Annotated in this window: 18 protein-coding genes; 11 read left to right on the top strand and 7 right to left on the bottom strand. The window is 68.9% G+C overall.

The window, feature by feature from the left end; translation table 11 throughout:
• The first annotated feature begins 52 nt into the window (after positions 1 to 52).
• Positions 53 to 391 carry a tryptophan synthase subunit alpha gene (locus ACTJI8_RS07050; protein WP_440732712.1) on the top strand — a complete coding sequence of 113 codons (339 nt, stop codon included), beginning with the start codon at positions 53 to 55 and terminating at the stop codon, positions 389 to 391.
• A 715-nt stretch (positions 392 to 1,106) separates the two neighbouring features.
• On the opposite strand, the gene trxA is transcribed toward ACTJI8_RS07050, so the two are convergent.
• From trxA to ACTJI8_RS07025, 5 genes are all read right to left on the bottom strand, one after another.
• Positions 1,107 to 1,430 (bottom strand): thioredoxin, encoded by a 324-nt coding sequence (gene trxA, locus ACTJI8_RS07045; RefSeq protein WP_292717765.1) that lies wholly within the window; start codon positions 1,428 to 1,430, stop codon positions 1,107 to 1,109.
• A 73-nt stretch (positions 1,431 to 1,503) separates the two neighbouring features.
• A complete protein-coding gene (gene trxB, locus ACTJI8_RS07040; protein ID WP_440732711.1) occupies positions 1,504 to 2,457 on the bottom strand; it encodes a thioredoxin-disulfide reductase in 954 nt (317 codons plus the stop codon).
• 215 nt (positions 2,458 to 2,672) lie between these two features.
• Complete coding sequence (locus ACTJI8_RS07035) at positions 2,673 to 3,329, bottom strand: IMPACT family protein (RefSeq protein WP_440732710.1); 657 nt, start codon at positions 3,327 to 3,329, stop codon at positions 2,673 to 2,675.
• Positions 3,330 to 3,357: 28 nt separating this feature from the next.
• The gene (gene murJ / locus ACTJI8_RS07030) at positions 3,358 to 4,974 is read right to left on the bottom strand and encodes a murein biosynthesis integral membrane protein MurJ (RefSeq protein ID WP_440732709.1); all 1,617 of its coding nucleotides are present in this window, start codon (positions 4,972 to 4,974) and stop codon (positions 3,358 to 3,360) included.
• Positions 4,967 to 7,162 carry a DUF6049 family protein gene (locus ACTJI8_RS07025; protein ID WP_440732708.1) on the bottom strand — a complete coding sequence of 732 codons (2,196 nt, stop codon included), beginning with the start codon at positions 7,160 to 7,162 and terminating at the stop codon, positions 4,967 to 4,969. The genes murJ and ACTJI8_RS07025 overlap by 8 nt, the downstream gene beginning before the upstream one ends.
• A 161-nt stretch (positions 7,163 to 7,323) precedes the next feature.
• Between ACTJI8_RS07025 and ACTJI8_RS07020 the strand changes: the two genes are divergently transcribed.
• From ACTJI8_RS07020 to ACTJI8_RS07010, 3 genes are read left to right on the top strand one after another with little or no spacing between them, the layout of a single operon-like run.
• Positions 7,324 to 8,862, top strand: a complete 1,539-nt coding sequence (locus ACTJI8_RS07020) for a DUF7059 domain-containing protein (protein WP_440732707.1) — start codon at positions 7,324 to 7,326, stop codon at positions 8,860 to 8,862.
• A 39-nt stretch (positions 8,863 to 8,901) separates the two neighbouring features.
• Positions 8,902 to 9,957, top strand: a complete 1,056-nt coding sequence (locus tag ACTJI8_RS07015) for an LLM class flavin-dependent oxidoreductase (RefSeq protein ID WP_440732706.1) — start codon at positions 8,902 to 8,904, stop codon at positions 9,955 to 9,957.
• 23 nt (positions 9,958 to 9,980) lie between these two features.
• A complete protein-coding gene (locus tag ACTJI8_RS07010; protein ID WP_440732705.1) occupies positions 9,981 to 10,898 on the top strand; it encodes an alpha/beta hydrolase in 918 nt (305 codons plus the stop codon).
• 24 nt (positions 10,899 to 10,922) lie between these two features.
• Here ACTJI8_RS07010 and ACTJI8_RS07005 read toward each other — a convergent pair whose 3' ends face one another.
• Positions 10,923 to 12,770 (bottom strand): alkaline phosphatase family protein, encoded by a 1,848-nt coding sequence (locus ACTJI8_RS07005; RefSeq protein WP_440732704.1) that lies wholly within the window; start codon positions 12,768 to 12,770, stop codon positions 10,923 to 10,925.
• A gap of 82 nt (positions 12,771 to 12,852) precedes the next feature.
• Between ACTJI8_RS07005 and ACTJI8_RS07000 the strand changes: the two genes are divergently transcribed.
• Positions 12,853 to 14,295 carry a CCA tRNA nucleotidyltransferase gene (locus tag ACTJI8_RS07000; RefSeq protein ID WP_440732703.1) on the top strand — a complete coding sequence of 481 codons (1,443 nt, stop codon included), beginning with the start codon at positions 12,853 to 12,855 and terminating at the stop codon, positions 14,293 to 14,295.
• A 19-nt stretch (positions 14,296 to 14,314) separates the two neighbouring features.
• Here the strand turns inward: ACTJI8_RS07000 and ACTJI8_RS06995 are convergent, their stop codons facing one another.
• Positions 14,315 to 15,037, bottom strand: coding sequence for a TetR/AcrR family transcriptional regulator (locus tag ACTJI8_RS06995; RefSeq protein WP_440732702.1), 723 nt, complete (start codon positions 15,035 to 15,037; stop codon positions 14,315 to 14,317).
• Between the two features lie 130 nt (positions 15,038 to 15,167).
• Between ACTJI8_RS06995 and ACTJI8_RS06990 the strand changes: the two genes are divergently transcribed.
• The 6 genes from ACTJI8_RS06990 to ACTJI8_RS06965 all read left to right on the top strand — a co-directional run bounded on the left by ACTJI8_RS06990 (position 15,168) and on the right by ACTJI8_RS06965 (position 23,351).
• Entirely contained in the window at positions 15,168 to 16,631 is a 1,464-nt protein-coding gene (locus ACTJI8_RS06990; protein ID WP_440732701.1) for an MFS transporter, read from the top strand.
• 92 nt (positions 16,632 to 16,723) lie between these two features.
• Positions 16,724 to 18,046, top strand: a complete 1,323-nt coding sequence (locus ACTJI8_RS06985; RefSeq protein ID WP_440732700.1) for a GAF domain-containing protein — start codon at positions 16,724 to 16,726, stop codon at positions 18,044 to 18,046.
• Between the two features lie 172 nt (positions 18,047 to 18,218).
• Complete coding sequence (exaC, locus tag ACTJI8_RS06980) at positions 18,219 to 19,769, top strand: acetaldehyde dehydrogenase ExaC (RefSeq protein WP_440732699.1); 1,551 nt, start codon at positions 18,219 to 18,221, stop codon at positions 19,767 to 19,769.
• Between the two features lie 139 nt (positions 19,770 to 19,908).
• The gene (locus ACTJI8_RS06975; RefSeq protein WP_440732698.1) at positions 19,909 to 20,289 is read left to right on the top strand and encodes a DUF779 domain-containing protein; all 381 of its coding nucleotides are present in this window, start codon (positions 19,909 to 19,911) and stop codon (positions 20,287 to 20,289) included.
• 177 nt (positions 20,290 to 20,466) lie between these two features.
• Complete coding sequence (locus ACTJI8_RS06970; protein WP_440732697.1) at positions 20,467 to 22,101, top strand: ABC transporter substrate-binding protein; 1,635 nt, start codon at positions 20,467 to 20,469, stop codon at positions 22,099 to 22,101.
• 173 nt (positions 22,102 to 22,274) lie between these two features.
• A complete protein-coding gene (locus ACTJI8_RS06965) occupies positions 22,275 to 23,351 on the top strand; it encodes an ABC transporter permease (protein ID WP_440732696.1) in 1,077 nt (358 codons plus the stop codon).
• The last annotated feature ends 1 nt before the right edge of the window (position 23,352 follow it).

The raw sequence follows: 23,352 nt of genomic DNA, 5'->3' as shown, positions 1-23,352 counted from the left end.
TACGCGGATCCTCTCGGGCCCCTGTTCATCCACCGCCGCGTAGGCTGGAACGGTGAAAGAATCCCCGACCCGTCGAGCCAGCCTCGAAGTGCTGCGCGCCGAAGCGGCGGATGAGCTCGCGGTGCTGGTCCAGGAGCGTCTGCTTGGGGGAGAGGACCCCTGGGCCTTCATGGAGGAGCTCCCCAGCGTGGATGAGCTGGTCGTCTTCCTCCTGCGAGCCGATGAGATCGTCGAAAGCGGTGGCGTACGCCCCGACGAATCACGCAATTTCGATCTGCTCCGTCGCATCGCCCTCGACTACCCCGAACTCACCCCGATCGTCTGGGGGCTGCTCGGAGACGGCCCGAAGTATCGTCGCTGGGACCTGCTGGCGGACGACGCCCGGCCCTGACTCACCCGCGATGTTTCACGTGAAACGTCGCCCAGACGAGGTCTATCCCCCACCAGGGGCTATCGTGGCGCGCTCGGACTCCGGGGTGGCATGGTCACACACAGAGCGGTTTCCTTCCCTCCGCGCTCTCCCCCCCCCCGGGTGCGCCCGGGCTTCGGGGGGGGGGGGGCTTCTCCGAGCGCAGAGCGGGGTCCTTCCCGCTTCGCGGGCCCCTCCCGATGCACTCGGAGAACCCACCCCTGCGCCCTTCGCCGCAGAGTTTGCGCCCGCCGCTCCGTGGAGTAGCGACGCCCGCGTGCAGCCGATGCGTGTGGGCGTTTCACGTGAAACGTGTCGCCGCCGCGCACGTACAAGGGCCCATGACCCCGCCACCACCATGTGCATGGTGCGTGGCGTGTATGGCGGGTAGACACCTTGTCGTCTGAGAAGCGTTGGGGTTAGACCATGGCCTCTGGTTGGCTGCTGACTGGCCCGTTTCACGTGAAACGGTGCTGTCGTGGAGCTCCGACCGGGGGCAGGTCAGGGATCAGAGCTTCCCAGAGTTTTTCGGTAGGGGAGCGCGGCGCCCATCGATCCGTCGCCTGTGCTGGCGCAGCACGCGGAGCCGGAGTGCGCCGCGGAGTATGATCCGGAGCCGCTCTGAACAGGATCGATCCGCGAACGACGAAGCCCGCCCTCCCGGAGGAGAGCGGGCTTCGAGGCCGTGTGGGCGGGATCAGCCGAGGAAAGCGGCCAGATCCTGCTCGAGGGCGAACTTCGGCTTGGCGCCGATGATCGTGGTCTTGACCTCGCCGCCCTGGAAGACCTTCATCGCCGGAATCGACGTGATCTGGTACTTCATGGCGAGATCGGGGTTCTCGTCCACGTTGAGCTTGAGGATGGTGATCTTGTCGCCGTTCTCGGACTGGATCTGGTCCAGCACGGGCGCGACCATGCGACACGGACCGCACCACTCGGCCCAGAAGTCGACCAGAATGGGGCCATCGGCCTGAAGCACATCCTGCTCCCAGGTCGCCTGGCTGGTTGCCTTGGCAGTCATGATTCTCCTTGTTGTGAAAGCGTGAAACGCTCAGAGGCGTCAACAGCGGTTGGGGCTGAAGTGTTCCCGAGGCTCAGACGAGAGCCGACTCGGCGGTGGTTCCATCCGAGAGCGCGGCGAGGAAGTGCTCGACGTCCAGCGCTGCGACCGTGCCGGATCCGGCAGCCGTGACCGCCTGACGGTAGGTCGGGTCGATGACATCGCCGGCAGCGAAGACACCCGGAACAGAGGTGCGCGAACTGCGGCCGTCGACCCAGATGGTGCCCTCTGCGGTCAGGTCGAGCTTGCCGTGCACGAGATGCGTGCGCGGGTCGTTGCCGATCGCGATGAACAGGCCGTCCACGGGGAGCTCACTCGTCATGCCGTCGACCGTGTTGCGCAGCAGCACGCCGGTGGTGGCGTCCTCGCCGAGCACCTCCTCGACGGCGCTGTTCCAGATGAACTCGATCTTGTCGTTCGCGAAGGCGCGCTCCTGCATGATCTTGGAGGCGCGGAGCGAGTCCTTGCGGTGGATGACGTACACCTTCGAGGCGAACTTGGTGAGGAATGTCGCCTCCTCCATCGCCGAGTCACCACCGCCGACGACGGCGATGGTGCGCTCCCGGAAGAAGAAGCCGTCGCAGGTCGCGCACCAGGACACGCCATGACCGGAGAGACGCTCTTCGCCCGGGATGCCGAGTGTGCGATAAGCGGATCCGGTGGCGTAGATCACGGACGCGGCCTCGAGCACGGTGCCGCTGCCGAGCGTGACCTTCTTGATCTCGCCGTCGAGCTCGAGCTCGGTGACGTCGTCGTAGAGCACCTCTGTGCCGAACTTCTCCGCCTGCTCCTGCATCTTGGCCATCAGGTCCGGACCCTGGATGCCCTCGGGGAACCCGGGGAAGTTCTCCACCTCGGTGGTCTTCATCAGCTCGCCGCCGACCTCGACCGAGCTCGCCACGAGCACCGGATTCAGGTTCGCGCGGGCCGCGTAGATCGCCGCGGTGAATCCCGCAGGTCCCGAACCGATGATGATGACCTGTCGCATTGCTTCTCCTTGCTTTCGCACGCTTCAACACATGGTACCGGCGCGGCATTCCGCGGGCCTGGGCGTTACCCGCCGTTCCTGGGCGAGGGCGTGGCCCCGCTGTGGTGAACGTGGCGGGATCCACGCATCACAGCGCGGGTCGGCTGAACCGTCAGGACTTCCGAGGTCGGAGCAGAGCGGGCTCGGAGGGCAAGGTGGTGGCGCGTGATCCCGGGTCAGTCGCCTGGGACGTCCACGATGCGCGTCGAACCGTAGACAGGGAGGAGGGATCCGGCCGACACCGCGGCGAGATCAGCGGCGAACTCCTCCTTGATCGCGGGCGGGATCCAGAGAGCGAAGGAGGCCGAGGTGCCGTACGTGACATCGCCGAAGGACGCACCGTGGGCCGTGGCCCATTCGCGCAGAGCGTTGTCGATGCGGCCGGCATCGGCGTGCGGCACGTCGACACGCGCCTCGAGCAACTCACGGCGGTGCAGCAGCGCGGCGTCGTCCAGCGCCTCGGAGACCGCAGTCGAATAGGCGCGGATCAGCCCGCCGGCGCCGAGCTTCACGCCGCCGAAGTAGCGCGTGACGACCGCGACCAGGTCGGTGAGTCCGCGGCGGCGCAGGACCTCGAGCATGGGGATCCCGGCCGTGCCCGAGGGCTCCCCGTCATCGGAGGACCGCGCCTGATCGCCGTTCAGCCCGGTGACCATCGCGCTGCAGTTGTGGCGTGCGTCCCAGTACTGCCTGCGGACAGAGGCGATGACCTCCTCCGCCTCCGCGACGGAGCGGACCGGGACGAGGTGGGCGATGAAGCGCGACTTCTTCACCACCAGCTCACGCGTGATGGGGGTGGCGATCGTGTCGGGGTAACGGCTGGGCGTGGTCATCTGAGGCGAGGTCCGGATCCGTGACGGCTCAGCGCGAGGGCACGAAGCGGCGCACGAGACCCTTCAGGGCGTCGAGCTCCGGTGCACGCAGCAGGGCGAGCAGACCGATGTAGACGACCATGACCACCGCGGCAATGATCAGACAGCCGACCGCCGCCGGGATCCGGTCTGCCGTCGTCCATCCGTGTGGGCCGCCGAGGAGAAGGAAAACTCCCCACCCCGCGGCGGTGGCGGGAATGGCGGCGAGCACGAAGCGCCCCAATGCGAGGATCCAGCGACTCGTCCCGATGCCGTCGAGGCGGCGGTGAAGCAGCACGGTCGCGACGATGGTCTGCAGCACGCTGGCAACGGATTGGCCGAGCGCCAGCGTCGCCGCCAGAGCGGACAGGGGAATGATGCCGGCCTGATGGAGGAGTTGCGTCCCGAACGCCGTGGCGGCGATGAGGATGCACTGGAAGATCGTGAATGCGAAGGGCGTGCGAGTGTCTCCAAGGGCGTAGAAGGTGCGCTGCACGATGAAGAGCACTGCCAGGGGGAGGAGTGCGACCAGGTAACCGACGAGAACGAGGGCCGCGGCCTGGGCCTCATCACGGTTGTCGGTGAAGATGCGCGAGGCGGGAACGGTCGCGGCGACCACCGCGGCCAGCGCGCCCGTGAGGAAGAAGCCGAGCGTTCGGATGCTGCGTGCGATATCGCCTCGCAGATCCTCAAGGCGTCCGGCGTGAGCGTGCTCGCTGAGTTGCGTGAAGTACGGCGTCCCGATCGACAGCACGATCACCGAGTAGGGGAGCATGAAGATCAGCCATGCGTTGTTCATCACGGTCAACGATGCGTTGGAACCCGATGCGGCCAGGGCGACACTGTGCTGGTAGAAGCCGGCGATGAGGCTCGACAACGCCATCAACATGGTCCAGCCGGCCAACTTGCCGACGTTGCCGAGACCGACCCCCCGCCAGCGGAAATCGATGCGCAGCGCCAGCTTCGTGCGTGGCCAGAACGCGAGGAGGACACCCGCCTGTACGGCGATACCCAGGGTGGCAGTGGCGCCGAGCCAGGCGATCCGGTCGGCGGGCCAATCGGAGACCTCGGTGAGCGGAGTTCCGAACAGGAACCCGATGACGAGGAATCCCGCGATCGAGACCACGTTGTTCACGACAGGCGCCCACGTGAACGGGCCGAAGATCTTGCGCGCGTTCAGCGTCTCACCGATGAGGGCATAGAGGCCGTAGAAGAAGATCTGAGGAAGGCACCAGTACGCGAAAGCGAGGGCGAGTTGCTGTTGCTCGACGCTCGTGCCCGCCTTCATGATGACGCTGATGATCCAGGGGGCCGCGAGCATGGCGGCTGCCGTGGCTGCGAGCAACACGACCGTACCCGCGGTGAAGATCTTCGAAATGAAGGCACTGCCACCGTCTTCCCCGGCAACGGCCTTGACGATCTGGGGCACGAGCACGGCCGTCAGCAGACCTACCGAGATGATGGAGAACACGTCGTTCGGCAGCTGGTTGGCGAGCGCGAAGGCATCGGGCGCTTTGCCGACCGCACCGATCACGCCCACCAACACGATCGTGCGCAGCAGTCCCGTGATGCGCGACACCATCGTGCCCGCCGCGAGCAGGGCGCTGGCGCGACCGAGGCTACTCATTCGTCTCCTTGTCGGCCGAAGCGGATCCGGTCTTCTCGGTGGGGATGTCCGCGACCGCGAGTTCTTCCCGGTCGCTCTCGTCCGCCGCGCCGTCGGATCCTTCCATGCCGTCTGCGGCATGCTTTGCGGCGGTGATCCTGCGGCGGCGGATCGTGCGGAAGATCCCGGCGCCGATGAGCAGCAGGCCCAGGCTTCCGAACACGATGAGCCCGATGGTCTCCCACTCGGCCCGGATCGTGAGGCGCGCGGTCTGCGCCGGGCCGATCGCGACGCCCGTCGGGCTCGTCAAGGTCATGGTGAGTGTGAGCTCGGTGTTGGCCACGTGCGACTCGAGGGGAAGGCGCACGCGCGTGGTGCTCGAAGGCTGCGCCTCGACGTCCGTTGCCGCGGGCACGTCGATGCGGCTGTCGCTGGATGAGACGTTGAGCCTCACGCGGACGGGATAAGGGAGCTCGTTGCGCACCCACACCGGAACGTCGACCTTCGGGCTGATCAGGATCGGATTGGACGGCTGGATCCCGACTGCTTCCATGGTCTTTCGCGTCACGGCGCGATGCGACGCGAGAGCCGTGCCGAAGTCCTCGGCAGTCGTGTGCACGCCCACACCGAGCAGGCGCAGCATGGAGATGCGCTCGCGCACCGTGAGATCGGCGGGGCGCTCGAGGATCGTGGCGAACTGTGCCAGGCGACCGGCGTCCTCATTCAGGACGGTCACGGCCTCTGCGCGGTCCTGGGCGGACCCCATGGCGACCGCGAGTTCGGTCGCAGCGCCGGACAGCACGCGATCCAGGCGCCCGTCCTGCCCGCCGCTGAATGCGGTGACAGCGCTGGACAGTCCCTCCTCCGATCGCGTCCCGGTGCGGGAGAGACCGGCGAGCACCGTGGACCCGGGCGCGTCGAACCACAGCATCGCGTTCGCCTCGGTCAGTGCGTCCCCGCGGGCCGCCGCATCGGACTGCTCGGCCGCGGCGCTCAACGCCTCCGAGACGGCCTCGTCACTGACGAGCACGGCCGTGCCGCCCACGGCACCGCGCGACGAGACCGGGGCATCCTGCGCACCCGCGGTGAAGGATGTGGAAGGCAGGATCGGCACGGTTCCGGCACCCGCAGGGCCGTAATGCGACATCGTCGCCACCTGCCCGGCGGTGACCTGGCCGCGCGGCCACAGGATGTCGGTGCGGGCGCCCGCGATCGCGTCGGGTGCGGCAGGGTCCTGCGAGGGGCTCGCGGTCGATGTCGATGTCGGCGCGGGTGTCGTCGAGGTCTTGCCGGCGGGGTTCAGGAACGGCTCGAAGTCGTCGACGGTGAGCGGCGCGGTCAGCCCGGCTGCCGCCTGCGCCGTGGCGTCCGCGTCGCCGAACTGCAGGGCGAAGCGCTCGTTCGGCAGCGCCTCGAGCCGCGCGAGCCACGCTGTCGCCGTGGCGGGTGCCCCCGCACCGAGCACGCGGATCGCGGCAGGGATGGACGGGTCCACGGCGAGCACGGCAGGGGTGCCGGCGACGCCGTTCAGCTGCGCCGTGAGCGCCCCGGCCGGCGCGGTGAGAGCGGTGAGTTCGGCAGCGCTCAGCAGGTCGCCGGTGGGGTTCGCCGTGATCGGCACGACAGTGACGACGGTGGCGGGCGCCCCCTGCGCGACCACGAGGGCGCTGCGTGCGGGAGCCGGCGCCTTTGCATCGGCCGCCGCCGGGGTCGCCTCGAACCGTGCCTGCAGCGGGTAGACGCCGGGGGTGAGCGCGCCGACGTCGCCCGCCGGCACCACGACCTGGGTGCGTGAGGTGCCCTCGGCGTCCAGCACCGTGGTGCGCACGTCGCCGATCGGGCTGAGCGCGGGTGCGTCGCCGGATCCGTCCAGCCAGGCGCTCACGGTGCGGCGATCGCCGAGCGGAGCACGCCCCAGCTCCAGGTGCACCGTGCCCGCGCCGAGACCGGTGGTGGCATCGTTATGCAGCGTGAGCGTCGCGGTCAGCGGTGATCCGGATGCATAGGATCCGTTTCCGTCCGGCTGCAGCGAGAGCTGCACACCCGCGTGCTGCGGTGTCTGCGTCGGGCTGGGGGTGGGGGTCTCCTCCGCCGCGGCAGGTGAAAAAGCGGCAAGGGGGAGCAGCAGGCCCAGCGCGACGGCGAAGGCCCCGGCGGCGCGTCGCACGCGCAGGCGCAGGGGGGCTGATTCGGTCTGAGTCGCAGTCATCGGGGGATCCGTCGGGCGCGCGGGGCGCAGGGGAGTGCTGGCCCTGAGATTCTAGGCGGCGCACAGGCCCGATCCCTGGAGGCGGGCAGGGTGCGGGACATCCGATGCGCACCATCGAGCGCGCCGCGGAGACCGCGCAGCGCCCCGCGTAGGCTGGCGCCGTGGTCCGACACCTGCTGCCCCTTCCCGACTCCGTGCTGTGCGCGGCGCTCGCCGCCGATCTCGACGCCGCCGACCTTCGCTCGGAGCCGTTGCGCGCCGCCTGGGGCGCGGAGGCCGACGACGCTCTCGCCCGGGGCATCCGCTCGCCGCTGCTCGCGGCGGTCGAGGGCCGCACCGATGCCCTGGCCACGCTCGGGCGCCTCTTCGTACTGGGCATGCCGCAGCCGGAGGCCCACGTCGCGGCAGCGCTCGCGCGCACCGGCCTCGACGGGCTCGAGGCGCTGGGCCTCGGCTACCGGGAGGACGGCGCGGTGGTGCCGGCCGCCCTGATCCGCCCGCAGTCGTTCGTCGATGCTGACGGAGTCGGCGAATGGTGGATCGCGAGCGACCTCGACGAGCTGGCCCTGCACCACATGGAAGGCGGCGGCGCGTTGCCGTCCAACCATGTGCTCGGCGTCGGCGGCGCCTCGCGCACCCTGGCATCTCTGGTCATGCCGGTCGAGGTCGAGCGTGCGCTGGATCTCGGCACGGGCTGCGGCATCCAGGCGCTGCTGGTCTCCCGGCACGCCGGATCCGTCATCGCCACCGACATCTCGGCGCGCGCCCTCGCCTACGCCGAGCTGAACGCGATGCTCGCGGGCGTGCACAATATCGAGTTCCGCCAAGGCAGCATGTTCGAGCCGGTCGCGGGCGAGAGCTTCGGGCTCATCGTGTCGAACCCGCCGTTCGTGATCACGCCGCGCGGCGCGGACGTGCCCGAGTACGAGTACCGCGACGGCGGGCTCGTGGGCGACGCGCTCGTCGAGGCATTCGTGACGCAGGCCCCCGCACACCTCGTCCCCGGCGGATCCGCGCAGCTGCTCGGCAACTGGGAGTCCCGCGGTGCCGTTCTGGGGCTCCGCCGCCTGGAGTCGTGGATCGCCCCGGAACTGGACGTCTGGGTCGTGCAGCGCGAGACGCTGTCGCCGCTCGGCTATGCGGAGCTGTGGATCCGCGACGGCGGTACGACGCCCCGTGACGCTGCGTTCGAGCCGCTGCTGGACGCCTGGCTCGCCGACTTCGCCCGCCGCGGCGTGACCGAGATCGGGTTCGGGTACGTGCTGATCCGCCGGCCCGTCGGGGCCGACTCCGGTGCCTCGGTGAGTCCGCTGCGCCGCTTCGAGACGCTCACCCAGCCCGTGACGAGCGCCGGAAGGGCGTTCCGCGACGGGCTGACAGGGCACGACGCTCTCGCCGACGGCATCCCCGAGGTACTGCTCGTCGCGCCCGACGTGACCGAGGCCCGCCATCACCTGCCCGGTCAGGAGGCGCCGAGCGTGATCGAGCTGCGCCAGGGCGGAGGGTTCGGCCGCACGATCTCGGTCGACCCGGCGCTCGCCGGCTTCGTCGGCGCGTGCGACGGCGACCTCACGGTCGTCCAGATCGTGTCCGCGCTCGCCGACCTGTTCGAGGTGTCCCTCACCGACCTCTGGGCCGACCTCGAGCCGCGTCTGCGCGCACTCGTGACCGACGGCTTCCTGATCCCCGCCGAGCACTGAAAGGGAATGCATGTCCGGATCCATGCGTTTGAATAAATCATGAAGGCTTTCGGATTCCTCTCGTTCGGGCACTACGGCGATGTGCCGGGGTCGACGACCCGCACCGCCGGCGACATGCTGCGCCAGACGATCGAGCTCGCGGAGGGCGCCGACGAGATCGGCGTCAACGGCGCATATGTTCGCGTGCATCACTGGGCGCGCCAGGCGGCGTCGCCCATGCCACTGCTGAGCGCGATGGCCGCGCGCACGAAGCGCATCGAGGTCGGCACCGGCGTCATCGACATGCGCTATGAGAACCCTTTCCAGTTCGCCGAGGAGGCAGCGGCTCTGGACTGGATCGCCGATGGGCGCATTGCGCTCGGCGTCAGCCGTGGTTCACCCGAGACCGCGCTGCGGGGCTACGAGACCTTCGGCTTCCATGACGAGGAGGATCCGGAGCGCGGCGGCGTGATGGCCCGCGAGAAGTTCGACCTGTTCCTGCAGGTGATCGACGGGGCGGGCGTGGCGCCCGGCGACCCCCGCTTGGTGGGCGCCGGCCGCTACCTGGCGATCGAGCCCCAGTCCCCGACGCTGCGCGACCACCTCTGGTGGGGAGCGGGTTCCCGCGCTACGGCGGAGGAGACCGGACGCAAGGGCCTGAACCTGATGAGCTCGACGCTGCTCACGGAGGCGACGGGCCAGCCGTTCCATGAGCTGCAGCGCGAGCAGATCGACCTGTTCCGCGCCGCCTACAAGGAGGCCGGTCACACCGGCGCACCACGGGTGTCGGTGAGCCGCAGCGTGTTCCCGCTCATCACGGATCAGGATCGGGCCTACTTCGGGCTGCGCAGCGAGGAGAACGGCGACCAGATCGGCGTGATCGACGGGTTCCGCTCCACGTTCGGCAAGACGTATGCCGCCGAGCCCGACGTGCTCATCTCCCAGCTGAAGCAGGACGAGGCCGTCATGGCCGCCGACACCCTCATGCTGACGATCCCGAACCAGCTCGGACCCGAGTACAACCTGCATGTGCTGCAGGCGTTCGCCGAGCACGTGGCGCCGGCGCTGGGCTGGAAGCCCAACACCGAGGGCCTGGTGCAGGGGGACGCTGTCTGAACCCCCGGCTACATTCGGGAGCCATGCAGACGCGAGCCGAGTTCGATCAGCTGTCCGAGAACTACGCGAAGAACCGCTTCCCGGCGGACGCGACCGTTCAGGAGATGAGGGAGGCGTTCGAGCAGGGCGCGGTCCCACCGCCGACCGGGGTCGCGTCCGCGCGCCGGCAGCTGGGCGGACGGCCCGCGATCGAGCTGCGTCCCGACGGCGCCGGGGACGGGATCCTGCTCTACCTGCACGGCGGCGGATACGTGATCGGATCCGCGGAGACGGGCGTCGGTATGGCAGCGGGCCTCGCGGTGCGCACGGGCACGACGGCGTACTCGCTCGACTACCGGCTCGCGCCGGAGCACCGGTTCCCGGCGGCGGTGGACGATGCCCTCGCTGCCTACGGGGAGCTCGTCGAGAGTCACGGTGCCGACCGCCTGCTCATCGCCGGCGACTCGGCGGGAGGCGGACTCGCGGTGGCCACGCTCCTCGCCGCGCGGGAGGCGGGTCTCGAGATGCCGGTCGCGGCCGCCGTGTTCTCCCCGCAGACGGACCTCACCCTCAGCGGCGCCTCCTTCACCGCGAGGGACGGCGACGATCCGCTGTTCCAGCCGGACGACATCGCCGGATACGGGCGGCGGTATCTTCCGGAGCACGACCCCGGAGATGCGGCACGCTCGCCGCTCGCGAGTCCCGTGTTCGCGGATCTGGGCGGGCTTCCTCCGCTGCTAATCCAGGTGGGCAGCAGAGAGCTGCTGCATGATGACGCTCTCCGTCTGGCGGTGAACGCCGCCCACGCTGACGTCGATGTCACGCTGGAGTCCGCCGCGCGGGCACCGCACAACTATCAGACGGCGGTGGGAAGGCTTCCTGCTGCCGATCGCGCTCTCGATCGCGCCGGCGTCTTCCTGGCCGAGCGGCTCGGAGAACGCGTCGTCGTCCCCACCGCCTAGTCCGGGTCGCGGGGCCCTGCGGGGTCAGTCCTCGTCCGGTGCGCCGAACAGTCCCTTGCCGTGCTTGTGCAGCAGGTTGTAAGCGTCGATGAAGGTCTGCGGCTGCTGGTCCTCCGGTAGGCCGTAGCGGGCGAGCAGCAGGCCCAGCAGGCCCTGGGCGGGCGGGGTCAACGGCTTTCCCGCATGCGCATGCGCAGGATGCGGCGGCTTCGCCTCGGGGTTCGGGGGCGTGTACAGCGACTTCGTCACGGGCCAGTCCGACGGGTGGCGGGGCTTGTCCAGGTTGATGATCTGGAACAGGTCGTTGGCGGTCGCATCGCGGCGGGTGAGCGGCTTCAGGCCGTGCAGGCGGGTGAGCGTCGCGATCACGGATCCGTGGTGCATCTGGTCGTTCACGATCGTGCCCTTGCGCGTGTAGGCGGACACGGCGATCGCCGGCACCCTGCAACCGAGGCGGTCGAACTCGAACCCCATCTCGCCCGTACCGGAATCGTCGGGCGGAGTCGCCTTCGGCGGGACGACGTGGTCGTAGGTGCCGCCGTGCTCGTCGAAGGTGATCAGCAGCAGCGTGTTGATCGCATTGGATCCCTTCGTGGACTTGCTCGTGCGGATCGCGTCATAGATGTCGTGCACGAGGTCGTCGCCGGCGCGGACATCGGAGAACGCGCTGTTGATGATGTCGGATCCGTCCACGTCGCTCTCCCGTCGCGCCCCGAACGGCGGGTGGAAGTCGTTGTGGTTGTAGATCATGCGCGGCTCGATGAAGGAGTACGCGGGAAGCTCTCCGTGCTCGACGTCGGCGTAGAAGTCGTCCATCGTGCCGAAGTGCTCGGTGCGCCAGAACTTCTCCAGCACGGGTGCGTGCAGCACGCCGGTGAAGGAGACCATCTGCAGCTCGTCGAAGTAGACCTTCCATTTCAGGCCCGCATCCTCGAGGCGGTTGAAGATCGTCGGCGACTTGGGCGCGTTCAGCCACTTGTCGTAGTCGCCGCCCTCGTGGTTCGTGACGAAGCCGTGCGAGGTCGACGCGTTGAAGAAGGTGCGGTTGCAGAACGTCTGCGAGGGCACGGCGCAGAACCAGTGGTCGAACACGGCGAACTCGCGGGCGAGCGTCGACACCGTCGGCAGCATCTCGGGTGAGAACGAGCCCATGATGCGCTTGCGCTCGTCCTCGCTCGGCTCCTTGCCGTGCTTGAGGCGCATGAGGTTCACCTGGTAGTCGGTGACGAAGCCGCTCATGGTCGGCTCCTGGCCGTCCTCGGGATGGTTGTACGGGGGATGGAAGCCGCCGTCGTACAGGTCGGCGTTCTCCGCCGGATTGATCACGTTGTACAGCTGTGTGTTGACGTGCGGATACATCTCGCCGGGATCCGGATCCGGCCACGTCATGATCTGGTCGGTCGGGCCCTCGTAGACGTGCGCGTCGTAGCGCACGCCGTCGAGCTCGTTGTGGTACTCCCCGAAGGCGAGGCCCTCGAAGTCCTTGCCCTCCGGCAGGTTCTCCTTCGTGTACAGGTAGCCGAGCAGGTTGTCGAAGGACCGGTTCTCGCCCATGACGACCACGATGTGGTCGAATCCGGGCGCGTGCCGGGGTGCGAGGGCGCCGTAGTCGTCCAGCGCCTCCGCGAAGCCGTTGTGCTGGCCGAGCGCATAGCCGGCCGCAGCCCCTGCACCGCCGCCGACGACAGCCCCTGCGGCCGTCAGCCCGCCGAGTCGCAGGAAGTCGCGGCGAGACCGGGAGCGGCCCTTCCCCGCCGAGTCACCCGTGCCGTCGTCCGAACTGGCGGCCGTGTTCTCGGGTGCACCGGCGGGATCGCCGGCCGGGTCGGATGATCCGCCGCCCGGGGCAGGGGAGTTCTTGCGTCTGACCATGCCGCGATCCTACTGAGCGACCGAGGGGCGCCCCGACCGCGCGCTCGGCAGCGGCTGAGCCCACCCCGGTACCCTGGAGACCATGCTCAACATGGCCGATTCCCTTGCGCGCCTGGGCGCCCTCGCCGAGCATCCGGTCGTGCGGACCCTGGCCACGGCGTTCGCCGACGCCGGGTTCGACCTCGCCGTGGTCGGCGGCCCCGTGCGCGACGCGCTGCTCGGCCGGCCCACGCACGACCTCGACTTCACCACGAACGCCCGCCCCGACGACATCCTCCGCATCGTGAAGCCGATCTCCACCACGCAGTGGGACATCGGCCGCGAGTTCGGCACGATCGGCGCCAAGGTGCCCTCGCCCGACGGTCCGTCCGAGCAGGTCGAGATCACCACGTACCGTGCCGACGCCTACGACGGCGTCACCCGCAAGCCCGTCGTCTCCTTCGGAGACGACATCGACGGCGACCTCGTGCGCCGCGACTTCACCGTCAACGCCATGGCCTTCCTCGTCCCGCAGCAGAGGCTCGTGGATCCGACCGGGGGAGTGGAGGATCTGATCGCGGGACTCCTGCGCACTCCCACCACCCCCGAGGTGAGCTTCGGCGACGATCCGCTGCGCATGCTCCGCGCGGCCCGGTTCAGCGCCCAGCTCGGCTTCGGCATCGAGGAACGCACGATCGCGGCGATGGCTGAGCTGCGATCGACGCTGAGCATCGTGAGCCCGGAGCGCATCCAGTCGGAGCTGATCCGCCTGCTGCAGTCCGACGACCCGGTGCGCGGCATCCGCGTGCTCGTCGACACCGGTCTCGTCGACGAGTTCCTGCCCGAGGTCAGTGCACTTCGGCTCGAGGTCGACGAGCACCACCACCACAAGGACGTCTACGAACACTCGCTCACCGCGCTGGAGCAGGCGATCGCGCTGGAGCACGCCCGTCACCCCGGCGAACCGGCCGACGCGGTGCTGCGTCTCGCCGTGCTGCTGCACGACATCGGCAAGCCGCAGACCCGCAAGCTCGAGCCGGGGGGTGCGGTGAGCTTCCATCACCACGACGTGGTGGGCTCCCGTCTCGCGCGCAAGCGCATGCAGGCGCTGCGGTTCGACAAGGAATCGACCGACGCGGTGGCGAAGCTCATCGAGCTGCACCTGCGCTTCTTCGGTTATGCGGAGGGCGCATGGACAGATTCGGCGGTGCGCCGCTACGTGCGCGACGCGGGAGACCAGCTCGAGCGTCTGCACATCCTCACCCGCGCCGACGTCACCACCCGCAACAAGCGCAAGGCCTCCCGCCTCGCCGCGGCCTACGACGACATCGAGGCGCGGATCACGGCACTCCGCGAGCAGGAGGAGATCGACGCGATCCGCCCCGAGCTCGACGGTAACGACGTGCAGCGCATCCTCGGCATCGCCCCGGGCCGCGAGGTCGGCGAGGCGTACCGCTTCCTGCTCGAGCTGCGCCTCGACGAGGGCGTCATCGGCCCCGGGGCCGCCGAGCAGCGTCTGCGCGACTGGTGGGCCGCGCGGGGCTGAGGTCGTCGCCCGCGCGTGTCTAGCGCTGGGCCTGCAGGCGGAGCCCGGCCAGGAGCAGGTCGAGCCCGCCGAGGAACTGGTCGCGGTCGTCGTGGCCGTCGAACTCGTCCAGGATGTGGTGGATGAAGGGGAACTCGGCCGCATCGAGTGCGCGCCACTGCGCGGTGGCCTCGGCCATGTACTGCTCGCGGCTCACTTCGCCCGACACGACGGCGGCGGGCGGCTCCTGGCCGAGGTCGGCGGCGGTGCCGATCACGTAGCCCACGACCGCCGAGGTGGCATGGAACGCCTGGCGCGGCGTGAGGCCTAGGCGCATCACGTGCTCCCCGATGCGCTCGTAGAGCTGCAGCGAGTGGATCTGGCTCGTCGTGTCGCGGAGCGCGTAGGCGCCGAGCCAGGGCCGATCGACGATCGCATCGAACATGGCGAGCGCGATGGTGTGGAGGTCCTCGATCGGGTCCTCGCCGCCGACGTCCGCCGTCGCTTCGAGTACGCCGCCCAGCACAGAGTCGGCAGCCAGATCCAGCAGTTCGTCACGCCCTGACACGTACCAGTACACGCTCGCGACGCCGCCGCCCAGCCGTGTGGCCAGCGCACGGATCGTCAGTCCCTGCGCACCGGACTCGTCGAGGATCTCCACCGCGCCGGCGAGGACCGACTCCAGGGAATGGGACGCGCGGGAGCGGGTGCGCGGACCGCGCTGGCGTGCGGGCCCGTCGGCCTGCTGCGGTGTGGTTGCCATGGCTCCATCCCACCATGCGAATCGTCCCGGCGCCGGAGGCGCTTGCACATCATCGAACATCGTTCTATTCTATCGAACGGCGTTCGGTCATCGAACGTCGTTCGATTAGCTGTCGATCGGAGGAATCGCCATGACCGACGCACCCGTCCTCGTCCCCTCACGCACCTACTCATCCCTGCGGGCCGCATGGATCCCGCTCGCCGCCCTCTGCCTCGCCTTCTTCGTCGAGATGGTCGACAACACGCTTCTCTCGATCGCGTTGCCGACGATCGGACGTGAGCTCGGGGGAGACACGACCTCGCTGCAGTGGATCACCGGCGCCTATTCGCTCACCTTCGGCGGTCTGCTGCTGACGGCCGGCTCGATCGCAGACCGCTTCGGGCGCCGCCGCGTACTGCAGATCGGCCTCGGCCTGTTCGGACTGATCAGCCTGGCCGTACTGCTCGTCGCCAGCACGGGCGAGCTCATCGCGTTGCGTGCCCTGCTCGGGATCGCCGCAGCCGCCATGGCGCCCATCACCAACTCGCTGGTCTTCCGGCTGTTCGACGACGACAAGCTGCGCATGCGCGCCATCACGCTCATGATGGTCGTCGGAATGTCGGGCTTCGTCCTGGGTCCGCTCCTCGGCGGCACGATGCTCGCGCATCTGCCCTGGCAGTGGCTGCTGCTTGTGAACGCGCCCATCGCCCTGATCGCCGCCGCCGGCGTCCACTTCGGCGTGCCGGCCGACGCCCCGGACGGCCTCACCAAGGACCGGCTCGATCTGCCGGGCGCGGCACTGAGCATCCTCACGATCGGTCTGGGCTGCTACGTGCTCACCAGCGGCATCGAGAACGGGTGGACATCTCCGATCACCGTGGCGGTCGCGGTCGGCGCCGTAGTCTCGCTCGTGCTCTTCATCCTCCGCGAGCAACGGGCGGTGGCGCCGATGCTGGATCTGGCCCTGTTCCGCCGTGGAACCGTGCGCGGCGCGGCGATCGCCCAGATCGGCACCTCGGTCGCGATGGCGGGCGTGATGTTCGCCCTGATCCTGCACTTCCAGTACGCGTGGGGATGGTCGCCGCTGCAGGCGGGCCTGGCCAATCTGCCGCTCATCGCGACGATGATCCTCGCCACACCCCTCACCGAGTGGCTGGTGCGCAGGTTCGGGCACCGCATCGCATGTCTCATCGGCGCGGGCCTGCTCGCGGCGGGCCTCGGCATCATGGCCTGGGCGGTCGAGCAGGACTACCTCGCTATAGCGCTCGCGATGGTGGTGATGACGGCGGGCCTGCGCACGGTCATGACGATCTGCGCGGTGGCACTGGTCGGCGCGATGCCCGAGAACCGCACCTCGATGGGCGCCGCCATGAACGACACCGCACAGGAGCTGGGCACCAGCGTCGGTACGGCCGTCGTCGGCACGCTCATCGCCGCCCTGGTCACCGTGACGCTCCCCGTCGGCGCATGGGATCCCGCCCTCGTCGCATCCTTCTTCCACGGCGAGCAGGTGGTGTTCGCCGTGCTCGCCGTGGCGGTCGGCATCATCGCCGGCATCGGCGCGCTCAGCCTGACCGACGCGCGCACGGTCGACGAGCACGAAGCGCCGGCCTGACGCCGCGGGGAGCCGCAATGCTCCGATCGCGGCACTGCCGAGTCCGGTCGCCGTACACTGGACCCACTCCGTCGCCGACGATCGGAGACCCTGTGTCCTCTGGCTGGCAGCCCTCCCGCGAGCCGGCGCCCGCGCGCCTGCTCATCGAGCGCGCGCACGAGGAACTCGTCGCGGGCAACATCGACGACGGCCGTCTGCAGAGCGTGCGCTCACTCGTGCGGGAGTCGTGGGAGCGGTCGTGGCGGCAGCGCGTCGGCGCCGAGGGTCTGCCCCCGCTCGACTTCACCGCGGACGCCCTCGACGCCTACCGGCTCGCGCACCCGCTCGCCGGGGCGATGGACACGATCCGCTCCCTGCTGCTGCCCGGATCCGCCGACGATTCGGGCGTCATCGTCGCGGTCGGCGACCACGCGGGGCGTCTGCTGTGGGTGGAAGGGGATCTGAATCAGCGGATCCTGTCCGGTGAGATGGGCTTCGTGGAGGGCGCGAACTGGTCGGAGCGAGCGGTCGGCACCTCCGCTCCGGGCACCGCGCTCGAACTCGGCGCCTCTGTGCAGATCCACGGGGCCGAGCACTACAACCGTCTCGTGCAGCCGTGGTCATGCACCGCGGCCCCCGTGTTCGATCCGGAGGACCGGCGCATCCTCGGAGTGATCGATGTGACCGGCGGCGCCGAGGCGGCGAGCCCGCAGGCGCGCATGCTGGTCGACGCCACCGCCCGCGCCGTCGAGGCCGAGTTGCTCGTGGCACGGCTGCGAGCCCGCGCCGAGCCGGTGGCCCCCGTCGCCCCGGCCCCGCGGCGGCGTCCGATTCCCGAGCGCGCCGCCCTGCGCGTGCTGGGCCGTGATCGGGCCAGGCTCGAGGTGTTCAGCGACGACGGCGAGCGCTCGGTCGAGCTCAGCGCGCGGCACGCCGAGATCCTGCTGCTGCTGGCCGTGCACCGGCAGGGGCTGTCCGCCGAGCGTCTCGCCGAGCTCGTGTACGGCGAAGGATCCTCGGCCGACACCCTGCGCCCGGAGATGGTCCGCTTGCGCAGGGCGCTCGAGCGGATCTGGCCAGCGCTCGTTCCCGAGTCGCGTCCGTACCGGCTGACCGTGCCGCTGGAGACCGACGCTCAGGACGTGCTGTCGCTGCTCGACCGGGGTGCGCACCGGGTGGCGCTTTCGGCGTACCGCGGCCCCGTGCTGCCGGATTCGGCGGCGCCGGGCGTGGAGGAGTATCGCGACTCGGTGCGCTCGATCCTGCGCGAGACCATGCGCACCGAGGCCAGCATCGACGTACTGCTGTCGTACGCGGAGATCCCCGAGGGATCCGAGGACGCCGAGATCCTGCGTCTCTGCCTGGAGCTGCTGCCTGCGCGCTCGCCGAAGCGCGCGGGTCTCGTCAGCCGCATCGAGCGCCTCGAGCAGGGCTGACGCCGCCGTTCCCGGCGTTTCGTCTCACTCGCCTCCGGCGTGCTCGCTCAACGACCCCCGGGGTGCAACCCGATGCAACGTGACGCATCCGGGTGCAACGTGCACGCGCCTACCGTCAAGGCACACATCAACCCGCGCGGCATCGGAGCCGCGGTACGTCGAAGGAGACGCGATGACCATCATCGAGGAGAGCGTGTCGACCGCCTATGCGGCACCCGGGCAGCCGGGCGCGCTCGCGAACTACCGCCCGCGCTACGGGCACTACATCGGCGGCGAGTTCGTCGAGCCCGTCAAGGGCCAGTACTTCGAGAACATCAGCCCGGTCAACGGCAAGCCGTTCACCGAGGTCGGCCGCGGTACCAGTGAGGACATCGATCGCGCCGTCGACGTCGCCTGGAAGGCGTTCGCGAGCTGGGGCAAGACGAGCCCCACGGAGCGCGCCAACGTCCTGAACAGGATCGCCGACCGCATCGAGCAGAACCTCGAGATCATCGCGATCGCCGAGACGTGGGAGAACGGCAAGCCGATCCGCGAGACGCTCGCCGCCGACATCCCGCTCGCCGTCGACCACTTCCGCTACTTCGCCGGCGTGCTACGCGCCCAGGAGGGCGGCATCAGCCAGCTCGACGAGAACACGGTGGCGTACCACTTCCACGAGCCGCTCGGCGTGGTCGGCCAGATCATCCCGTGGAACTTCCCGCTGCTGATGGCCACCTGGAAGCTCGCCCCGGCGCTCGCCGCGGGCAACTGCGTCGTCATCAAGCCGGCCGAGCAGACGCCCGCATCGATCCTGTTCCTGTTCGAGATCATCGGCGACCTGCTCCCAGCCGGCGTCGTGAACATCGTCAACGGCTTCGGCATCGAGGCGGGTGCGCCGCTCGCCCAGCACAAGCGGATCCGCAAGGTCGCCTTCACCGGCGAGACCACGACCGGGCGCCTGATCATGCAGTACGCGTCGCAGAACCTCATCCCGGTGACCCTCGAGCTCGGCGGCAAGAGCCCCAACGTCTTCTTCGAGGACGTCGCGAGCTCCACCGCCGACCCGTACTACGAGAAGGCGCTCGAGGGCTTCACGATGTTCGCCCTGAACCAGGGCGAGGTCTGCACGTGCCCGTCCCGCGCCCTCATCCAGCGCTCGATCTACGACGGATTCCTCTCCGACGGGCTCGAGCGCGTGAAGAAGGTCGTGCAGGGCAACCCGCTGGATCTCACCACGATGATCGGTGCGCAGGCGTCGAACGATCAGCTCGAGAAGATCCTCAGCTACATCGACATCGGCAAGCAGGGCGGTGCGCGCCTGCTCACCGGGGGCGAGCGCGTCGACCTCGGTGGCGACCTCAGCGAGGGCTACTACGTCGCCCCGACCGTGTTCGAGGGCACCAACGACATGCGGATCTTCCAGGAGGAGATCTTCGGGCCGGTGCTGTCGGTGACGAGCTTCGCCGACTTCGACGACGCGATCTCGATCGCGAACGACACGCTCTACGGCCTCGGCGCCGGTGTGTGGAGCCGCAGCGGCGACACCGCCTACCGGGCCGGCCGGTCGATCGAGGCCGGCCGCGTCTGGACGAACACATACCACCAGTACCCGGCGCACGCCGCGTTCGGCGGGTACAAGCAGTCGGGCGTCGGCCGCGAGAACCACAAGATGATGCTCGACCACTACCAGCAGACGAAGAACCTCCTCGTCTCCTACGCGGAGGGCCCGATGGGCTTCTTCTGATCCGGATACCCACCACCGGTCGTTGAGCGAGGACGCCGAAGGCGACCGAGACGAAACGCGGGGAGCTCGACAGGGCGCCGCGTTTCGTCTCGTTTCGCTCGCTCAACGACCGAGGGGCGACACACGAGAGGAGCGGGCCATGCCCGAGTTCCACCGCGTCGAGGTCTCGGCGGAGGCGGCGGCGCTGCTGCGCGAACTGACGGCGCAGCACGGTCCGCTGATGTTCCACCAGTCCGGAGGATGCTGCGACGGATCCGCACCCATGTGCTATCCGGTGGGGATGTTCCTGACGGGATCCGGCGACGTGATGCTCGGAGATCTCGACGTCGGCCTCGAGGAGTCCGTGCCGGTCTACATGTCCGCGTCGCAGTTCGAGTACTGGAAGTACACGCACCTCACGATCGACGTCGTGGACGGACGCGGATCCGGATTCAGCGTCGAGGCGCCGACCGGCAAACGGTTCCTGACCCGCTCGCGGATGCTCGATCAGGCCGAGCTGGAGCACTTCGCCTTGGCCTGATCCGGCGCATCACCCCGGCCAGGAAGTTCTCCTGACCAGGTTACGTCTCGGCGTCGGAACTCCCGCGAATCGCCGACCCATGCCTACAATCGGGTGTCCCGTGCGCCGTGAACCCTGACGGCCATGGATGTTGCGGCCGCGCTGAAGCGCGGTCTCGGAACCGATACAGAGGTGTATATGTCATTCCACAGCACTCGAGGCCGTCTCGGCCTCGCCATCGGCGCGCTCGGCGCCACGGCCCTCGTTCTCGCGGGCTGTGCGACGAGCAGCACGGGCGGCGGGGGTTCGACCGGGGGATCCTCCGGCAGCACGATCACCGTCGGCACGACCGACAAGATCACGTTCCTCGACCCGGCCGGCTCGTACGACAACGGGTCGTTCGCGGTGATGAACCAGATCTACCCGTTCCTCATGAACAGCAAGTACGGCACGGCCGAGGTCACCCCGGACATCGCCGAGTCGGCGGAGTTCACCTCGCCGACCGAGTACACGGTGAAGCTCAAGAAGGGTCTGAAGTTCGCCAACGGCGACCCGCTGACCTCGGCGTCCGTGAAGTTCTCCTTCGACCGCATGGTCAAGATCAACGACCCCAACGGCCCGGCCTCGCTGCTCGGCAACCTCGACAGCACCGCGGCGCCTGACGCGACCACGGTCGTCTTCACGCTGAAGAACGGCAACGACCAGATCTGGCCGCTCATCCTCTCCAGCCCCGCAGCGCCCATCGTCGACGAGAAGGTGTTCTCGGCCGACAAGGTCACCGACGACGACGCCATCGTCAAGGGCAAGGCCTTCGCCGGTCAGTACGAGATCACCGACTACAAGAAGAACCAGCTCATCTCCTACAAGCCGTACGCCGGCTACCAGGGCGAGCTGGGCAAGGCCGCCAACAGCCAGGTCAACGTCAAGTACTTCGCCGACGCCTCGAACCTGAAGCTCGCGATCGGCAACGGCGACATCGACGTGGCCTTCCGCAGCCTGTCGGCCACCGACACCGAGGACCTGGGCAAGAACAAGAAGGTCAAGCTGGTCGAGGGCCCCGGCGGCGAGATCCGCTACATCGTCTTCAACTTCAACACGCAGCCGTTCGGCGCGACGACCCCCGAGGCCGATCCAGCCAAGGCTCAGGCCGTGCGCCAGGCAGCGGCCGACCTCGTCGACCGCGAGGCGATCGCGAAGGACGTCTACAAGGGCACGTACAGCCCGCTGTACTCCTTCGTCGCCGACGGCATGGCGGGTGCCACCCAGCCGCTGAAGTCGATGTACGGCGACGGCAACGGCGGCCCCTCGCTCGACAAGGCGAAGAAGGTCCTCGCCGACGCCGGCGTCACCACGCCGGTCACGCTGAGCCTGCAGTACAACGGCGACCACTACGGCCCGTCCTCGGGTGACGAGTACGCCGCGGTCAAGGCGCAGCTCGAGCAGGGCGGTCTGTTCACCGTCAACCTGCAGAGCACGGAGTGGACGCAGTACTCCAAGGACCGCACGGCCGATGTGTACCCCGCGTACCAGCTGGGCTGGTTCCCGGACTACTCCGACGCCGACAACTACCTGTCGCCGTTCTTCCTCACGAAGAACTTCCTCGGCAACCACTACGACAACACGGCGGTCAACGACCTCATCGTGAAGTCGCAGACCGAGACCGACAAGGACAAGCGCATGGCCGACCTCGCGCAGGTGCAGGACATGGTCGCGAAGGACCTGTCCACCCTGCCGCTGCTGCAGGGCAAGCAGGTCGCCGTCGTCGGCAAGGACGTGAACGGCACCACGCTCGACGCGTCGTTCAAGTTCCGCTACGCGCCGCTGACGAAGTAACACACCCTCAGACGGGGCACCGCCGCACACGCGACGGTGCCCCGTCCTCGTTCCAGGGCAGATCCGGTCCCTGAGCCACGACAGGCTCGACACCCCGTCACGGGGTCTGGATCCGCCCGATTCCGGTTCGCAGTGAAGCGACCGGATCCGCTCCATCCTCACGAAGGTTCCTCATGGCCGTTGATGTCCTCGCCGCAGATCCCGTGGCGACGCGTCCCAAGTCCTCCGGAGGAGGACTGTGGCGCTACATCCTGATCCGCCTCGTGCTGATCATCCCCACCGTCCTCATCCTGATCACCCTGGTCTTCTTCCTGATGCGGGTCACCGGCGACCCGATCACCGCGGCCCTCGGCGGCCGCCTGCCGGCTGAACAGCTCGCTCAGCGCGTGCACGAGGCCGGCTACGACCGGCCGGTCCTGATCCAGTACTTCGAGTACCTCGGCAACATCCTGCGCGGGGACTTCGGCACGACCATCACCGACGGCCAGAAGGTCACCACGGTGCTGCTGACCTACGGATCCGCCACGCTCGAGCTCGCGATCTACGCGCTCATCGTCGCGTTCGCGGTGTCGATCCCGCTCGGCCTCGTCGCCGCGCACCGCCGCGACAAGTGGCAGGACGCGTCGTTGCGCATCATGGCGATCCTCGCCTACGCCACGCCGATCTTCTTCGTCGGCCTGCTGCTGAAGCTCGTCTTCTCGGTCTGGCTGGGCTGGATGCCGGTCTCCGGGCGTGCGAGCACCCAGACCGAGCTGCTGATGAGCGGTGTCAGCACCCCCACCGGCATCTACCTGCTCGATGCGATCCGGCTCGGCAACGGTCCTGCCATCCTCGACGTGCTGTGGCACGCGATCCTGCCGGCCCTCGCCCTCGGCCTGCTGACCGCCGGCATCTTCCTGCGGCTCATCCGCACGAACGTGATCGGCACGCTCGGCCAGCAGTACGTCACCTCCGGTCGCTCCCGTGGCGTGAGCGAGTACCGTCTGGTCACCAAGCACGCGTTCCGGCCGGCGCTGATCCCGATCATCACGGTGATGGGTCTGCAGATCGCGCTGCTCCTCGCCGGCGCGATCCTCACCGAGACGACCTTCGAGTGGAAGGGCATCGGCTTCATGCTGAGCGAGTACCTGAAGGCGCGCGACTTCGTGGCCGTGCAGGGCATCGTCGTCATGATCGCGGTGATCGTCGCCGTCACCAACTTCGTCGTCGACATCGTCGCCGCCATGATCGACCCGCGGGTGAGGTACTGAG

Origin of the sequence: Microbacterium sp. 22303, from assembly GCF_052045265.1 — a bacterium.
GTDB lineage: Bacteria > Actinomycetota > Actinomycetes > Actinomycetales > Microbacteriaceae > Microbacterium.
The sequence above is the reverse complement of the archived record's forward strand: the minus strand, read 5'-3'. Positions and strand labels throughout refer to the sequence as shown.

What these genes read in the sequence shown, in the direction of transcription:
- ACTJI8_RS07005 (WP_440732704.1), bottom strand. Translation starts at nt 12,770, where the DNA reads ATGGTCAGACGCAAGAACTCCCCTGCCCCGGGCGGCGGATCATCCGAC.
- ACTJI8_RS07000 (WP_440732703.1), top strand. Translation starts at nt 12,853, where the DNA reads ATGCTCAACATGGCCGATTCCCTTGCGCGCCTGGGCGCCCTCGCCGAG.
- ACTJI8_RS07035 (WP_440732710.1), bottom strand. Translation starts at nt 3,329, where the DNA reads ATGACCACGCCCAGCCGTTACCCCGACACGATCGCCACCCCCATCACG.
- ACTJI8_RS07015 (WP_440732706.1), top strand. Translation starts at nt 8,902, where the DNA reads ATGAAGGCTTTCGGATTCCTCTCGTTCGGGCACTACGGCGATGTGCCG.
- ACTJI8_RS07025 (WP_440732708.1), bottom strand. Translation starts at nt 7,162, where the DNA reads ATGACTGCGACTCAGACCGAATCAGCCCCCCTGCGCCTGCGCGTGCGA.
- ACTJI8_RS06970 (WP_440732697.1), top strand. Translation starts at nt 20,467, where the DNA reads ATGTCATTCCACAGCACTCGAGGCCGTCTCGGCCTCGCCATCGGCGCG.
- trxA (WP_292717765.1), bottom strand. Translation starts at nt 1,430, where the DNA reads ATGACTGCCAAGGCAACCAGCCAGGCGACCTGGGAGCAGGATGTGCTT.
- ACTJI8_RS07010 (WP_440732705.1), top strand. Translation starts at nt 9,981, where the DNA reads ATGCAGACGCGAGCCGAGTTCGATCAGCTGTCCGAGAACTACGCGAAG.
- ACTJI8_RS06975 (WP_440732698.1), top strand. Translation starts at nt 19,909, where the DNA reads ATGCCCGAGTTCCACCGCGTCGAGGTCTCGGCGGAGGCGGCGGCGCTG.
- ACTJI8_RS06990 (WP_440732701.1), top strand. Translation starts at nt 15,168, where the DNA reads ATGACCGACGCACCCGTCCTCGTCCCCTCACGCACCTACTCATCCCTG.
- ACTJI8_RS06995 (WP_440732702.1), bottom strand. Translation starts at nt 15,037, where the DNA reads ATGGCAACCACACCGCAGCAGGCCGACGGGCCCGCACGCCAGCGCGGT.
- exaC (WP_440732699.1), top strand. Translation starts at nt 18,219, where the DNA reads ATGACCATCATCGAGGAGAGCGTGTCGACCGCCTATGCGGCACCCGGG.
- trxB (WP_440732711.1), bottom strand. Translation starts at nt 2,457, where the DNA reads ATGCGACAGGTCATCATCATCGGTTCGGGACCTGCGGGATTCACCGCG.
- ACTJI8_RS06965 (WP_440732696.1), top strand. Translation starts at nt 22,275, where the DNA reads ATGGCCGTTGATGTCCTCGCCGCAGATCCCGTGGCGACGCGTCCCAAG.
- murJ (WP_440732709.1), bottom strand. Translation starts at nt 4,974, where the DNA reads ATGAGTAGCCTCGGTCGCGCCAGCGCCCTGCTCGCGGCGGGCACGATG.